At 70.6% G+C, this 15,630-nt stretch carries 12 protein-coding genes; 5 read left to right on the top strand and 7 right to left on the bottom strand.

Annotated elements, in window-relative coordinates; all coding sequences use genetic code 11:
- Positions 1-265 precede the first annotated feature (265 nt).
- From MOQ72_RS21430 to MOQ72_RS21400, 7 genes are all read right to left on the bottom strand, one after another.
- Positions 266-622 (bottom strand): GntR family transcriptional regulator, encoded by a 357-nt coding sequence (locus MOQ72_RS21430; protein WP_242185971.1) that lies wholly within the window; start codon positions 620-622, stop codon positions 266-268.
- 71 nt (positions 623-693) lie between these two features.
- Positions 694-1,275 carry a DUF4232 domain-containing protein gene (locus tag MOQ72_RS21425; RefSeq protein ID WP_242185965.1) on the bottom strand — a complete coding sequence of 194 codons (582 nt, stop codon included), beginning with the start codon at positions 1,273-1,275 and terminating at the stop codon, positions 694-696.
- Positions 1,276-1,337: 62 nt separating this feature from the next.
- Positions 1,338-2,324 carry a methylmalonyl Co-A mutase-associated GTPase MeaB gene (meaB, locus tag MOQ72_RS21420; protein WP_242185963.1) on the bottom strand — a complete coding sequence of 329 codons (987 nt, stop codon included), beginning with the start codon at positions 2,322-2,324 and terminating at the stop codon, positions 1,338-1,340.
- Between the two features lie 2 nt (positions 2,325-2,326).
- A complete protein-coding gene (gene scpA / locus MOQ72_RS21415) occupies positions 2,327-4,534 on the bottom strand; it encodes a methylmalonyl-CoA mutase (RefSeq protein ID WP_242185961.1) in 2,208 nt (735 codons plus the stop codon).
- Complete coding sequence (locus MOQ72_RS21410; protein WP_242185959.1) at positions 4,531-6,429, bottom strand: methylmalonyl-CoA mutase family protein; 1,899 nt, start codon at positions 6,427-6,429, stop codon at positions 4,531-4,533. Before MOQ72_RS21410 ends, scpA begins: the two co-directional genes overlap by 4 nt.
- Before the next feature lie 226 nt (positions 6,430-6,655).
- Entirely contained in the window at positions 6,656-6,853 is a 198-nt protein-coding gene (locus tag MOQ72_RS21405; RefSeq protein ID WP_242185956.1) for a DUF8847 domain-containing protein, read from the bottom strand.
- Positions 6,854-6,883: 30 nt separating this feature from the next.
- Complete coding sequence (locus MOQ72_RS21400; protein WP_242185954.1) at positions 6,884-8,407, bottom strand: PucR family transcriptional regulator; 1,524 nt, start codon at positions 8,405-8,407, stop codon at positions 6,884-6,886.
- A 160-nt stretch (positions 8,408-8,567) separates the two neighbouring features.
- Here MOQ72_RS21400 and MOQ72_RS21395 point away from each other — a divergent pair, with 160 nt between their 5' ends.
- From MOQ72_RS21395 to MOQ72_RS21375, 5 genes are all read left to right on the top strand, one after another.
- On the top strand, positions 8,568-9,998 hold the full coding sequence (locus MOQ72_RS21395; protein WP_242185953.1) for a sodium:solute symporter family protein: 1,431 nt from the start codon (positions 8,568-8,570) through the stop codon (positions 9,996-9,998).
- Positions 9,999-10,059: 61 nt separating this feature from the next.
- A complete protein-coding gene (locus MOQ72_RS21390) occupies positions 10,060-11,712 on the top strand; it encodes a thiamine pyrophosphate-binding protein (RefSeq protein WP_242185951.1) in 1,653 nt (550 codons plus the stop codon).
- A 67-nt stretch (positions 11,713-11,779) separates the two neighbouring features.
- Positions 11,780-14,293, top strand: coding sequence for a DEAD/DEAH box helicase (locus tag MOQ72_RS21385; RefSeq protein WP_242185949.1), 2,514 nt, complete (start codon positions 11,780-11,782; stop codon positions 14,291-14,293).
- Between the two features lie 214 nt (positions 14,294-14,507).
- Complete coding sequence (locus MOQ72_RS21380) at positions 14,508-14,921, top strand: universal stress protein (RefSeq protein WP_242185947.1); 414 nt, start codon at positions 14,508-14,510, stop codon at positions 14,919-14,921.
- A gap of 64 nt (positions 14,922-14,985) precedes the next feature.
- Positions 14,986-15,570, top strand: coding sequence for a DUF1349 domain-containing protein (locus tag MOQ72_RS21375; RefSeq protein WP_242185945.1), 585 nt, complete (start codon positions 14,986-14,988; stop codon positions 15,568-15,570).
- Positions 15,571-15,630: the final 60 nt, after the last annotated feature.

The following is a 15,630-nucleotide window of genomic DNA, read 5'->3' as shown; positions in this document are numbered from 1 at the left end:
CATCCCCGGCCGCCAGGCGGTCGACGCGCGGACGGTCCGTCACATTCCCAGGTCCAGCAGTCGCAGCAGCGCCGTGGGGGGGGCCCCCCCCCCCCCCCCCCCCCCCCCCCCGGGCCGCCCCCCCCCCCCCCCCCCCCCCCCCCCCCCCCCCCCCCCACCCCCCGGGGGGGGGGGGGGCGGGGCCCCCCCCCCCCCCCCCCCCCCCCCCCCCACCCCGAGCCACGCACACCCTTGCTCGGTCGACGAAGTCCTCGCCCCGGAGAAATCACGCCTGCAGCGCGGCTCGGACGATGGCCAGGGCCTGTTCGCGGGAGATACCCAGGGCACGGGTGGTCTGCGCATAGCTGGCCGCTGCTTCGGCGGCGCGGGTTGCCGCGTCATCGCCCGCTCCGCTGACGAACGTTCCCGCGCGGCCTCGGGTTTCCAGCAGGCCCGCGTGTTCCAGTTCTCGGTAGGCCCTGGCCGCGGTGTTCGCCGCGATCCCCAGTTCGGCAGCCAGGGCGCGGACCGTCGGCAGCTTGGTGCCCACCGCCAGTTCGCCGCTGTTGATCTGCTCCGCGATCGTCGACCGCACCTGCTCGAAGGGCGGCACGTCCGAGGTGTGGTCAACGCTGATCCGCATGTTCACCGTCCCAGGTCGAGGCTTGCGGCGTGGTCAGTATCGACCTCGGTCCTACGTGGACTCCCGGCGGGTCAGGCGCGCTCGTACGGGGAGATCGAGATGCCGTTGCGGCACACCACGCCACCGGTCCACGGGATCTGCTTCACGTCCGAGGTGAGCGGGGGAGTCACACCGACGGTCTTCGGTTCGACGCAGGGGGAGGATTCCGGGCTCGACGACCAGCCCAGCGGCGCGGTGAAGCGCTCACCGGGCTTGATCTCCAACAGGTGCTGGCTGCCGTCCATCGGCTCGGCCGGGATGCTCACCGGCTGGTTGTTCGCGTCGTAGAGCGCCAACTCCGGGTAGCCGGGCAGGTTGCAGGCTTTCGTGCCGACGTTGGCGATGAACAGGTCGGCGCTGCGGGCCACGTCCTCGTCGCCGTGGTATTCGACGCGCATCGACAGCGTGTCCGCCGAGCACTTGCCGAAACCGGTGCCTTCACCTGGGTGCTCGGCCGGTTGCCCGATTTCCTGCGGCGCGGGTTCACCGGGTGCGATTCCGGCGCCCGGAGCCTGCGAGGTTGGCGCCGATGGCTGCGAACAGGCGGCGAGTCCGGCGGTCGCGGCCAGCGCGGCGAGAACGGTGGCGGCCCGGAGAACCTGGTGGCGACGCACTTTGCTTCCTTCCCACGATCGGAATTGTCGATCAAGGGACGCGCCGGGCACCGGGAGGTTGCTCAGGATTCGCGGAATGCGTGCAGCAGTCGTTCGGCGGCGAGGCTGGCGGTGAGTTCTCCGGCCCGCACCTGGGTTTCCACCTCGGCCACGATCGCCCGCACGCCCGGATGGTTGGCCAGGTCCGACATCAGCTGGTCGCGCACCAGCGCCCAGGTCCAGTCGACCTGCTGGCGGCTGCGCTTCTCGGCCAGCTCACCGGTTTCGGCCAGCGCTGCCCGGTGCTGTTCGATCCGCTCCCACACCGCGTCCAGGCCGAGTCCGTGCAGACCGCTGGCGGTCAGCACCGGTGGCGTCCAGGTGGCGCTGACCGGGGTGAGCAGGCGCAGCGCGCTGCGCAGTTCGCGCGCGGCCTTGCGGGCTTCGGCCGCGTGGTCGCCGTCGGCCTTGTTGACCGCGATGACGTCCGCCAGTTCCAGCACGCCTTTCTTGATGCCCTGCAACTGGTCGCCGGTGCGGGCGAGGGTGAGCAGCAGGAAGCAGTCGACCATGCCCGCCACGGTCACCTCGGACTGGCCGACGCCGACGGTTTCCACCAGCACGACGTCGAAACCGGCGGCCTCCAGCAGCACGATCGTCTCCCGCGTCGCGCGCGCGACGCCGCCGAGCGTGCCCGCCGACGGTGACGGCCGGACGAACGCGGCCGGATCGGATGCCAGCCGCCCCATCCGGGTCTTGTCGCCCAGGATGCTGCCGCCGCTGCGGGTCGAGGAGGGGTCGACCGCGAGGACCGCGACGCGATGTCCCGCTGCGGTGAGCATCGAGCCCAGCGACTCGATGAACGTCGACTTGCCCACGCCGGGCACCCCGGTGATGCCGACCCGGTGCGCCCCGCCGCTGTGCGGCAGCAGTTCGACGAGCAGTTCCTGGGCCAGCGCGCGGTGATCCGCGCGGGTGGATTCCACCAGCGTGATCGCCTGCGCCAGTTTGGTGCGGGAACCGGCGAGCACGCCCTTGGCGTAGTCCTGGACGTCGATGGTTCGGGGCATGGTCAGTGGTCGAGTCGGGTGCGGAGTTCGTCGAGCAGGCCGAGCGCGGCGTCCGCGATCACCGTGCCGGGCGGGAAGATCGCGCTGGCCCCGGCTTGGCGGAGGGCGTCGAAATCGGCCGGTGGGATGACCCCGCCGACGACGATCATGATGTCGTCGCGGCCCAGTTCGCGCAGCTCGTCGCGCAGCGCGGGTACCAGGGTGAGGTGCCCGGCGGCGAGGCTGGAGACGCCGACGATGTGCACGTCGGACTCGGCGGCTTGGCGGGCCACCTCGGTCGGGGTCTGGAACAGCGGGCCCACGTCGACGTCGAAGCCGAGGTCGGCGAACGCGGTGGCGATCACCTTCTGCCCGCGGTCGTGGCCGTCCTGGCCCATCTTGGCGACCAGGATGCGCGGCCGACGGCCTTCGGCCTCGGCGAAGTCGGCCACCTGCTGGCGGGCGGTCTCCAACCGTTCCGAGGGGCCGGACTCTTCCCGGTACACGCCGGTGATGGTACGGATCTGGCCGGAATGGCGGCCGAAGACCTGCTCCATCGCATCGGAGATCTCGCCGACGGTGGCCTTCGCCCGCGCCGCGTCGACGGCGAGCGCGAGCAGGTTGTGCGGCAGGTCGTCGGGCCGCTGGTCGGACAGCGCTGCCTCGGCCGCGGCGGTGAGGCGGCGCAGCGCGTCCTCGCAGGCCGCGCTGTCGCGTTCTTCGCGCAGCCGCCGAAGCTTCTCCAACTGCTGCGCGCGAACTCCGGCATTGTCCACTTTGAGCACGTCGACCTGCTCGTCGCCGTCGTAGCGGTACTTGTTGACGCCGATCAGCGGTTGGCGTCCGGAGTCGATGCGGGCCTGGGTGCGCGCCGCTGCCTCCTCGATGCGCAGCTTGGGGATCCCGGCGTCGATGGCCTGCGCCATGCCCCCGGCGTCCTCGACCTCGGCGATGTGCGCCCAGGCGCGTTCGGCGAGGTCGGCGGTCAGCCGCTCCAGGTAGTAGCTGCCGCCCCACGGGTCGATCACCCGCGTCGTGCCCGATTCCTGTTGCAGCACCAGTTGGGTGTTGCGGGCGATGCGCGCGGAGAAATCCGTTGGGAGCGCAAGGGCTTCGTCGAGCGCGTTGGTGTGCAGCGACTGGGTGTGGCCCTGGGTGGCGGCCATCGCCTCGACGCAGGTGCGCACCACGTTGTTGTAGACGTCCTGGGCGGTCAGCGACCAGCCGGAGGTCTGCGAGTGGGTGCGCAGCGACAGCGATTTCGGGTTGCGCGGCTCGAAGGTGCCCACCAGCTTCGACCACAGCAGCCGGGCGGCGCGGAGCTTGGCGACCTCCATCGCGAAGTTCATCCCGATGCCCCAGAAGAACGACAGCCGGGGTGCGAAGGAGTCGATGTCCAGCCCGGCCTGGCGTCCGGCGCGCAGGTACTCGACGCCGTCCGCGAGGGTGTAGGCCAGCTCCAGGTCGGCGGTCGCCCCGGCCTCCTGGATGTGGTAGCCGGAGATCGAGATGGAGTTGAACTTCGGCATCCGCTGCGAGGTGTAGGCGAAGATGTCGGAGATGATCCGCATCGACGGCTGCGGCGGGTAGATGTAGGTGTTGCGGACCATGAACTCCTTGAGGATGTCGTTCTGGATGGTCCCGGCCAGCTGCTCCGGTGCGACGCCCTGTTCCTCGGCGGCGACGATGTAGAGCGCCATCACCGGCAGCACGGCACCGTTCATGGTCATCGACACGCTCATCCGATCCAGCGGAATGCCGTCGAAGAGCTGCCGCATGTCGTAGATCGAGTCGATGGCCACCCCGGCCATGCCGACGTCACCGGCGACGCGCGGGTGGTCGGAGTCGTAGCCGCGGTGGGTGGCCAGGTCGAAGGCCACCGACAGGCCCTTCTGCCCGGCGGCCAGGTTGCGGCGGTAGAAGACGTTGGACTCCTCGGCGGTGGAGAACCCCGCGTACTGCCGGATCGTCCAGGGCTGGTTGACGTACATCGTCGGGTACGGTCCGCGCAGGAACGGCGCCAGACCCGGATAGGTGCGCGGGAAGTCCAATCCCGCGACGTCGTCCGCGGTGTACAGCGGTTTGATCCCGATGCCCTCCGGGGCTTCCCACATCAGCGCGTCGGCGTCCTTGCCGGTGGCGGTCAGCAACTCCTGCTGCCACCGCGCCGGGTCGGCGGGGGCGGTCGGAGTGTCCAACGGGATATCGGCGAAGTTCGGGATCTGCGTCATTGCCCCACTCCCAACCTGGTCTGGACGTCGGTCAGGACGGCCAGCGCATCGCATCCGGTGCGGACGAACCCGTCGATGCCCTCCAGATCACTCGGTTTTCCGGCCAGCAGCACGTGCTTCGCGCCAGCGTCCCGCAGAGCTCGTGCGGTGTCCACGGCGCGTTCGGCGTAAACCTCGTTGCTGGAGCACAGGCACACCACCGGGGTGCCCGGATAGGCGGCGAGTACGTCCACTGTGGACGACGTTGCTCCGGCGTCGGCGGTCTCGATTCCGCCTGCGGCGAAGAGGTTCCGCGCGAACGACGCGCGGGCGTTGTGCTCGGCGAGCGAGCCGAGCGTCGCCAGGAACACCGAGGGCCGGCTGCCGGTGGCGGCCAGGTGCTCGTCGGCGGCGTCGCGCAGCCGCTCGAAATCTTCGGCGTAGCGGTGCACCGGCAGCCCGCCCGACGGCTGAACGGGGGCGGGCGGGCGGTCCAGCGGCGGCTCGTCCAGGTTCGGGAACTCGCTGATCCCGGTGATCGCGTCCGCGCGGCGCGCGATCGCGGCGCGGCGCTCGGCCCAGATCGCCGCCAACCGGTCGGCGATCAGACCGGACTCCAGCGCGGCGGGCAGCCCACCGGCCGCCTCGACCTGCTGGAACCACCGCCACGCGGCCCGTGCCAGCTCGTCGGTCAGCGATTCGACGTACCAAGACCCGCCTGCCGGGTCGATCACCTGCGCGAGGTGCGACTCCGCCAGCAGCAACGACTGAGTGTTGCGGGCGATCCGCCGGGCGAAGCCGTCCGGCAGGCCGACCGCGGCGTCGAACGGCAGCGTGGTCACCGCCTGCGCGCCACCCACCCCGGCCGCGAAGGTCGCGATCGTGGCGCGCAGCATGTTCACCCACGGATCGCGCCGGGTCAGCATCGCCGCCGAAGTCACCGCGTGTTGCGATTGCGCACGCGCCGACTCCGACGCGCCGCAGGAGCGGGTCACCTGCTCCCAGAGCCGCCGGGCGGCGCGCAGCTTGGCGATGGTGAGGAACTGGTCGGCGGTGGCGGCGAAGCGGAACTCCAGCAGCCCGGCGGCGGTGTCGATGTCCAGCCCGGCCTCGGTCAGCCACCGCAGGTAGGTCGTGGCGGCGGCCAGCGCGCAACCCAACTCCTGGGCATCCGAACCGCCCGCGTCGTGGTACGGCAAACCGTCCACGACCAGCGCTTTCAGCTCCGGGAACTCCGCCGCGCAACGGCGGGCCAGCGCGACCGCGGCGTCGCGGTCACCGGGCTGGCCGGTGCGGGCCTGCACGCCCAGCGGGTCGGCACCGAGGTTCCCGCGCAGTCCGCTACCGCGCAGCCCCTGCTCGGTCGCCAGCACCAGGAAGGCTTCGGTCGCGGCCCCGAATTCGGCACCGGCGTCCAGGGTCACGCCGATCAGGTCGAGGTGGACACCGACAAGCGCGTCCGGCAGGTCGTCGACGGCCAGCCCACCGGGCCCCAGCCGCAGCCACAGCGACGACACCCCGTTGTAGAGATCCGCCAAGATTTCACGATTGGTTTCGGCCGGGTCGGGGTTCTCGTGCCGCTGCCGCACGTCCCAGCCTTCGGCGACGCTGCCCTGCGGGCGACTACCGCGCACGAACGGAGCCAACCCCGGCGCACCGGGCTCCACCGAGCTCTCGGTGTACAGCGGCTGCACCGCGATGCCGTCGTAGGTCGACGAGGCCAGCACGTCCTCGACCGGCCCGCCCGGTGCCTGCTCGCCGACTAGGCCGGAACGTCGCAGCACCTTCTCGACCTGGGCACGCCACTGCTCGCGGGTCGGTTCCGGACCGTGCTCGTGCGGGGATGATCCGCGCCCCGGCTCCACGGTGTGGGCGGGCTGCGGACTGCCGCCGCTCGACGTCGAGTGCGCCACCATGGCTCAGATGGTAGGCCGGCGCCCCCGAACGGAACCTGATCAGATCTGTGACACGCGTCGCAAGTCGTTTTGTGGACCACCCACAATTGCGCACCCCGCGGATTCACGAGGTGAACCACCCGATTGGCGCATGAGTGAAGGGCACCTTTGACCGGCATAGTCGGTCGAAGGTGCCCTTCACCTGTCACCCGAACGGAGAACGGCGGGACGAGTTCTGGTGTGGGGCTTACGGCTGGCGGCCGCAGAGGTGGTAGACCCAGCCCGCCTCCGGCGTGTAGTGCAGCTCGTAGTGGGTTTCGATCTTCGGGCCGTCGTGCAGGTGGATGTGGCGCAGGAGGCGGCCCGCGACTGCTTCCGAATCGCGGAGGTCCTGGACTCGACCGTCCAACGGTCCCCCGACGAAACGCACGTTCCGGCTCGCCATGACACCCTCCTCCCGCACGCGTGTCCTAGGTCAATCGTCCCCGATCGCGGGGGCGCGACACCAGCGCAACGCGAACCACAGCTCCATCCGGATCTCCGGGTCGGCGAGATCCACGGCCAGCGCCCGTTCGACCTGCCCGATGCGGTGCCGCACGCTGTTGCGGTGCACGCCGAGCGCGGTCGCGGTGCGCTCCCAGTTGCCGTGGTGGGCGAGCCAGACGCGCAGCGTGTCGAACAGGCCGCCGGTCCGCTGATCCGGATCGAGCTGGTGCAGCGGACTCAGCGCCTCGGCGGCGAAGGCCGCAGCCGACTCCGGTGAGACCACTGTGGACAGTCCGAGCCCGGTGCCGTCGGCCAGGAGCGGGCGGTCGAGGGCCCGCGCGCGGTGCAGCAGGTTCTCGACCTCCGGCATCGCCTGCCGCAGCGCTGCCGCACCATGCGCCCGACCGACCACCACCAGCCAGCCCTGTTCGCGAATCCGGGCAACGACTTCCGGGCTGGGCGCGGTGTCGACGATCGCGGTGAAACCGCCGTCCTCGGCGAGCCGCACCAGCGGCGTCCGCAGGCGGGCGCTCAGCCAGTCGTGGTCGGCTGCGCTGTCCTTCGACCGCCGTCGCAGCGGGGCGCCTGCGACCACGTGGTAACGATCCGCGGGCAGCATGCTGGAGAGCACGTCAGCGGGCGATGCGCTGTGCAGCAGCAGCGCGGTGGTGGCCCCGCTGAGCGCGGCGGTTCCCGTCCCGGCCCGCCCCGCCAAGCCGAGCAGCCCGGCGCCACCCGCGATGATCGCTCGCTCGGTGCCGTCGAATCGGCTGCGACGGCCGACGACGAGCAGGTGCGAGGCCGTCGCCTGCGGCGAAACGGGTTGCGCCAGCAGGGAAGTCCCATCGGGCAGCTCGGTGGTGGCGGTGCGGATGCCACGACCGGTGCGCAGCCGCGCCAGCAGCTCCGGCAGCTCTGCGGGCGGCCACGACGCCGGTGCGCGGTGCTCGGCGACCAGTTCGTCATGTGCCCCGACCAATGCGGCCCAGCCGCCCAGCCGCTGCGCGAGTTCCCGGATCAACGGGACCAGTCCGTCGACGGCCGCCTTGGTCAACGCCTCCCGCGCGACGGCCTCCCGCCGCTGTTCGCGCTGTGCCACCTCGGCGAGCGCGACCGCGACGGCCCGGCTGATCGCGAGGAACGGTGTCCGCTGTGGAACCACCAGCAGCGGCAAACCGTGCCGCACGCAGGCGGCGCGAAGGGATTCCGGCAGCACCTCGTGCATCGGTGGTGTCAGGCCGAAACCGAGCGCGGTGACCCCGGCGTCTAGCAGACCGAGGACGTAGCGGTCGACCTCCTCCCACTCGGCGGCGAGGTTCACGCCCGCGGTCAGCAGCAGCTCGCCGCCCAGCAGATACGGGGCCGGATCGCGCAGCTCGCTGACGTGCGCCCAGCGCACCGGCAAGTCGAAGCTGCCAGGGCGGACGCTGTCGGCGACGACGTCGACGGCGAGCGCGGGATCGTCGACGACCGCCCGCAGCGGGATGGCGGCGGAAACGACGTCCTTGGTCATAGCGGCCACAGGCTACGCCGAACCAGGACGGATCGTCCCATGTCGTCGGCGGTCCTCCGGGCCTACGGTTTCCGGAACGACGGTGGTCCGGCTCACTCGCCGACACCCGCCCCAGTGCTCGATTTCCCGCTCGGGATCCACATCCGCCAAGGAGGCCGCCGTGGTCGGTGACTACGCGGTGATCGCGCTCTACGTCGCTGGAATGGTCGGCATCGGCTGGATCGGCATGCGCCTGGCCCGCACCAAGAGCGACTACCTCGTCGCAGGTCGGCGACTCGGCTGGCTCATGTACTCCGGCACCATGTCGGCGATCGTCCTCGGCGGCGCGTCCACCATCGGCGGCGTCGGCCTGGGCTACACGCACGGCATCTCCGGCGCCTGGCTGGTGCTGACGATCGGGCTCGGAATCCTGGCGCTGCACGCGTTCTTCGCGCGGCGATTGGTGAAGCTGCGCGTCTACACCGTTTCGGAGATGCTCGACCTCCGCTACGGCGGCTCGTCGACGGTGCTCGCCGGGGTGGTGATGTGGGGCTACACGCTGATGCTCACGGTGACCTCGATGCTGTCCTTCGCCACCATCTTCCACGTGCTCTTCGACATCCCCAGCGTCGTGGGCGTCGCCATCGGCGGATCCATCGTGGTGCTCTACTCGGTGCTCGGCGGCATGTGGTCGATCACGCTCACCGACATCGCGCAGTTCGTCATCAAGACCATCGGCATCCTGCTGGTCCTGCTGCCGGTGGCGCTGGTCGCGGTGGGCGGCGCCGACGGGCTGGCGCAGCGGGTACCGGCCGATTTCCTGGACCCGACCAGCATCGGCGGCGCGACGATCATCACCTACGTGCTGACCTACGGGTTCGGGCTGCTCATCGGCCAGGACATCTGGCAGCGGGTGTTCACCGCGCGCAGCCCGCGGGTGGCGACCGGAGGCGGTCTGGTGTCCGGGGTGTACTGCCTGGTCTACGGCTTCGCCGGGGCGCTGATCGGCACGGCGGCCAAGGCGCTGTACCCGAACCTCGGCGACGCCGACGACGCGTTCGCGACCATCGTCGAGCACCTGCTGCCGACCGGGGTCCGCGGTCTGGTGCTGGCCGCCGCGCTCTCCGCGCTGATGTCGACCTCCAGCGGCGCGCTGATCGCCTGCGCCACGGTGACCACCACGGACATCATGGCCAAGCTGCGTCGCGCGCCGAGCGGATCCGAGGTCACCGCGAACCGGATCACCACCCTGGTGCTCGGGGTGCTGGCGATCGGCATCGCGGCGGTGGTGGACGACGTGGTCGCCGCGCTCACGGTGGCCTACAACATCCTGGTCGGCGGGCTGCTGGTGGCCATCCTCGGCGGCCTGGTCTGGAAACGCGGCACCCGCGCCGGAGCGCTGGTCTCGATGGTCGTCGGATCGGTGGTGGTGATCATCTCGATGGCGGTGCACGGCCTGCTGGCCAACGAACCGATCTACTACGGCCTCGGCGCGAGCCTGCTCTGCTACGTCGTGGTCAGCCTGCTGACCCCGCGCACCGAGGACGCGGTGCTGGCGGCGTGGAACCGCCGCCTGAACGGCTCCGAACCGGAGCTCGCCGAAGCCTCGTGAGTGCCCAACCGGGCTGGAGCCCGGTTGCGCACTCACGACCGAGACTCGGACGGAGGACAGCATGGGCGGTGGTCGGATCGGCGGGGACCTGGTGGTCGAGACGCTGCGCGCGCTCGGCGCGGACACGGTCTTCGGACTGCCCGGCCAGCACGCGCTGGGGTTGTTCGACGCGCTGCGGCGGACACCGGACCTGCGGGTGATCAGTTCCCGAGTGGAGAACAACCTCGCCTTCGCCGCCGACGGCCACGCCCGCGCCCGGATGGCCGCCGATCCAACCGGCCCGGTCCCGGTCACGCCGATGATCGTCTCGACCGGTCCGGGAGCGCTGCTGACGCTGTCGTCGCTGCAGGAGTCCCGCGCGGCAGCGGTGCCGGTGCTGGGCATTTCCAGCCAGGTCCCGGTGGCTGGTCTGGGCGGCGGTCGGCACGGCTACCTGCACGAACTCCCCGACCAGCAGGCCAGCTTCCGGGACGTGGTGAAGTCGGTGCACGTGGTGCGGACGGCGAGCCAGATCCCCGGTGCGCTGCGCGTGGCCTGGGAGTCCGCCGCGACCCCGCCGTACGGGCCGGTGTGGGTGGAGATCCCGCAGGACGTTCTGCTCGCCCCCGCCGAACTGCCACCGATCACCGCGATCAACGCCGCTCCGGCGTCCCTCGCGCCGCTGCCGGAGCTGGTCGACGAGGCCGCCCGGCTGCTCGCGGGCGCCGAGTCGCCGGTGATCCTGGCCGGGGGCGGGGTGGCCCGCGCCGCAGCGGCCGGGCAACTGCTCGAACTGGCCGAAGCCCTGCGCGCCCCGGTGGTGAGCACCTTCGGTGCCAAGGGTGTTTTCCCGTGGGAGCACCCGCTGTCCGGGCAGTCGTGGTTGGAGGACTGGCACAGCACCGAGTTGCTCGCCGCCGCCGATGTGCTGCTGGTGCTCGGTTCCGGGCTCGGTGAGCTGTCGAGCAACTACCACCGGTTCGCGCCGCGCGGCCGGATCATCCAAGTCGAAGCCGACGCGGGCAAGCTCGAATCGAACTACCCGGCGCTGGGCCTGCACGCCGACGCGGGACTCGCACTGTCCGCGCTGCTGGCGAAGGTGCCGCGCCGGACACCCGACGGACGCGCTGAGCACGCGGTGGCCGACCTGCGCGAGAAGATCCGGGCCCGTTTGCGGGAACAGGACCTGGACCTGGAGCAGCGGGTGCTCGCCGAGGTCCGCGCCGCGCTGCCGGAAGGCACGCCGAGCTTCTGGGACATGACGATCCTCGGCTACTGGGCTTGGTCGGCGTGGAACGCCGACGGCGCGCCGCTGCACAGCGCGCAGGGCGCGGGCGGTCTCGGCTTCGCCCTGCCCGCCGCGCTCGGCGCAGCAGCCGCCACCGCGGGCCCAGTGCTGGCGGTGTCCGGGGACGGCGGAGCGATGTACGGCATCGCCGAACTCGCGACCGCGGTACAGCACCGGCTCGACGTGACCTGGCTGATCATCGACGACGGCGGCTACGGAATCCTCCGCGAATACCTGACCGACGCGTTCGGTGAGTCGACCGCCACCGAACTGGCCCGACCGGACTTCGTGGCCCTGGCGGCGGCCTTCGGCGTCCCGGCGGTCAAAACCACGGCGGACGCCCTCCGCCGGGACCTGGCGAACGCACTGCACACCCCAGGCCCGAGCGTCGTGGTGCTCCCCCAAAAGCTGCGGATGTTCGCCCCCACCCACCCGGACCAGCCTTGACCGCTGCGGGGGCTGGGCTACCCCGGGTCGTCTTGGTGGGAGTTGAGCAGGGACGATGGGAGTCACGATGAAGCTCACCGACCAGCTCCCAGCCAGCCCGACCGACTCGCCGGACCCGGATGCGTTGCTAGACGCGTTCGTGTCCTGGACCACCGACCAGGGCATCGAGCTCTACCCGGCGCAGGAAGAAGCGCTGATGGAGGTCGTCACCGGGGCGAACGTGATCCTGAGCACCCCGACCGGCTCCGGCAAGAGCCTGGTGGCCGTCGGCGCGCACTTCGCCGCGTTGGCCGCCGGTAAGCGCAGCTTCTACACCGCGCCGATCAAGGCGCTGGTGTCGGAGAAGTTCTTCTCCCTGGTCGACATCTTCGGCGCGGACAACGTCGGCATGATGACCGGCGACAGCAGCGTCAACGCCGACGCCCCGATCATCTGCTGCACCGCGGAGATCCTGGCCAACATCGCGCTGCGCGACGGTGCCCGCGCCGACGTGGACCAGGTCGTGATGGACGAGTTCCACTTCTACGCCGAGCCCGACCGCGGCTGGGCGTGGCAGGTGCCGTTGCTGGAGCTGCCGCGCACCCAGTTCGTGCTGATGTCGGCGACGTTGGGCGATGTCAGCTTCTTCCAGGAGGACCTGACCCGCCGCACCGGCCGGGAGACCGCGGTGGTCACCTCGGCGCAGCGGCCGATCCCGCTGACCTTCCGCTACGCCAAGACGCCGCTGCACGAGACCATCGAGGAACTGCTGGCCGGACAGCAGGCCCCGGTGTACGTCGTGTACTTCAACCAGGCGTCCGCGCTGGAGCAGGCGCAGGCGTTGATGAGCGTCAAGGTCGCCAGCCGCGAGCAGCGCGACGAGATCGCCGAGGCGATCGGCGACTTCCGGTTCACCGCCGGGTTCGGCAAGACCCTGTCCCGGCTGGTGCGACACGGCATCGGGGTGCACCACGCCGGGATGCTGCCCAAGTACCGGCGGCTGGTCGAGCAGCTCGCGCAGGCCGGGCTGCTCAAGGTCATCTGCGGCACCGACACCCTCGGGGTGGGCATCAACGTGCCGATCCGCACCGTGCTGATCACCGGCCTGACCAAGTACGACGGGGTGCGCACCCGGCACCTGAAGGCGCGGGAGTTCCACCAGATCGCCGGTCGCGCCGGGCGGGCCGGTTACGACACCGCCGGATACGTGGTGGTGCAGGCGCCGGAACACGAGATCGAGAACGAGCGGGCGCTGGCCAAAGCCGCGGCCGATCCGAAGAAGAAGCGCAAGGTGGTGCGCAAGAAGGCGCCCGAGGGCTTCGTGTCCTGGAGCGAGAAGACCTTCGAGAAGCTGGAGGCGGCCGAGCCGGAGCCGCTGCGGTCCAGCTTCGCGGTCAACCACGCGATGCTGCTGAACGTGATCAACCGGCCCAGCGATGCATTCGCCGCGATGAAGCACCTGCTCACCGACAACCACGAGGACCGGCCGACGCAGCGCCGCCACATCCTGCGCGCCATCGCGATCTACCGCGCGCTGCTGGCCGCCGGGGTGGTGGAGCGCCTCGACGAGCCCGACGAACAGGGCCGCCGGGTGCGCCTGACCGTGGACCTGCAGTTCGACTTCGCGCTCAACCAACCCCTGTCGCCGTTCGCGCTGGCCGCCATCGAACTGCTCGACGCCGATTCGCCGAACTACCCGCTGGACGTGCTGTCCGTGATCGAGTCCACTCTGGACGATCCCCGGCAGGTGCTGTCCCAGCAGCAGTTCAAGGCCCGCGGCGAGGCCGTCGCGCAGATGAAGGCCGACGGCATCGACTACGACGAGCGGATGGAGCTGCTGGAGGAGATCACCCATCCCCGGCCGCTGGCCGAACTGCTGGAAGCCGCCTACGAGACCTACCGCAAGGGACACCCGTGGGTCGGCGAGCACGAGTTGTCGCCGAAGTCGGTGGCCCGCGACATGTACGAGCGGGCGATGAACTTCGTCGAGTTCATCAACCACTACGGGCTGGCCCGCTCGGAGGGCCTGGTGCTGCGCTACCTGGCCGACGTCTACAAGGCGTTGCGGCACACGGTGCCCGATGACGCCAAGACCGAGGAGCTCACCGACATCATCGAATGGCTCGGCGAACTGGTCCGCCAGGTCGACTCCAGCCTGCTCGACGAGTGGGAGAAGCTGCGCCATCCGGGCGCGGAGCCGACCGCGGTCGCGGTGGACGAGGGCCCGGAGCGGGTCACGGCCAACAAGCGCGCATTCCGGGTGCAGGTGCGCAACGCGCTGTTCCGCCGCGTCGAGCTCGCGGCCCGGCGGCGCTACGACGAACTCGGTGCGCTGGACACCGAAGGCGGCTGGGACGCCGACGCGTGGGCCGACGCGCTGGAGGAGTACTTCGAGCAGCACGACGAGATCGGCACCGGCCCGGACGCGCGCGGCCCGGCGCTGCTGATGATCACCGAGGAGCCGGAGCGCTGGCTGGTGCGGCAGATCTTCGCCGACCCGGCCGGAGACCACGACTGGGGCATCAGCGCCGAGGTCGACCTCGCCGAATCCGACGAAGCCGCTACGGCGGTCCTGCGCATCACCGCCGTCAACCAGCTCTGACTCCAACCAGGTGAGAGGTGAGGGGCACCTGCGACCAAGTAAGTGGGTCACAGGTGCCCCTCACTCCCTCCCGTCATCCTGTGGTGTCTCGATGTGTGGAGCACTGCGGGCACCGTTTTGCGGTTGCGGTGCGTAGTGTCGTGCTTTGCCACGGGTGACGGGGTGCCATACGATCCGGACAAGATCGCCCAAACTTCGCGGGGAGGGGTCGGAAATGCCGCAGACCGTCGTAGTCGGCGTGGACGGATCGGACGAATCGGTGCGGGCGTTGCGCTGGGCCGCCAACCAGATCCGCGAGGTCGGCGGCATCGCCCACGCGATCATGGTCTGGCACCAGCCGGTGCAATTCGGCTATCGTCTGCCGACCCCGGACAGCGAGCTGGAGCAGCGGGCGCGCAACGCGCTGGACACTGCCGTGAAAGCGGTCAAGGCCGATTTCCCGGACGTGGACGTGCGGCCCCGGCTCATCCGCGGGCACGTGGTGGACGAGATCGTCGAGCTGTCCAAACAGGCCGATCTGCTGGTGGTGGGCAACAAGGGGCACGGCGCCTTCACCGGCATGCTGGTCGGCTCGGTGGCCCTGAAGCTCGTGCACCACGCGGCCTGCCCGGTGGTCGTCGTCCGCTGAAGCGGCTGGGCCCGGCCCAGCGCACCGCGGACGACCAGAGCCGGACAAGTGGAGATGGGTGGGCATGCAGCAAGCCGAGGACATCACGCTGTTCGGGCTGAGCGGATGGCGGTGGCTCAACGAACCGGTGAACTGGTTGTCCTACGCGGGTTTGACGGTCACCTCCGACGCCAGCACCGACTTCTGGCGCACGACCCACTACGGTTTCGTGCGGGACAGCGGGCACGCGCTGTTGCGCGAGGTGGGTCCGCGCTTCAGCCTGACGACCCGGTTCTTCGGCGACTACCGGGAGCAGTACGACCAGGCCGGGCTGCTGCTGCGGCTGGACGAGCGCAACTGGATCAAGACCGGCATCGAGTACGTCGACGGCGAACAGCTGCTCAGCGCGGTGGTCACCCGCGAGGTCTCGGACTGGAACGTGGTGCCGCTGGCGGCGGTGTGCGGCGAGGTCGAGTCGATCACCATCGAGATGCGGCGCGTCGACGACGCCGTGACGATCCGCTACGCCGCCGAGGGCGGCGAACCGAAGACCCTGTTGCGGGTGGCGTACTTCCCGCCGGACGTCCCGGCCGAGGCCGGGCCGATGTGCGCATCGCCGGAGGGCGCGGGCTTTCCGATCCGCTTCGCCGAACTGTCGTTTTCCGACTAGGGACCGTTTTGAAAGAGACTTGCGTGGCGGTGCGGGTAGCGGAACCCGCGGCGGTGCGAG

Origin of the sequence: Saccharopolyspora soli, assembly GCF_022678645.1 — a bacterium.
GTDB lineage: Bacteria > Actinomycetota > Actinomycetes > Mycobacteriales > Pseudonocardiaceae > Saccharopolyspora > Saccharopolyspora soli.
The sequence above is the reverse complement of the archived record's forward strand: the minus strand, read 5'-3'. Positions and strand labels throughout refer to the sequence as shown.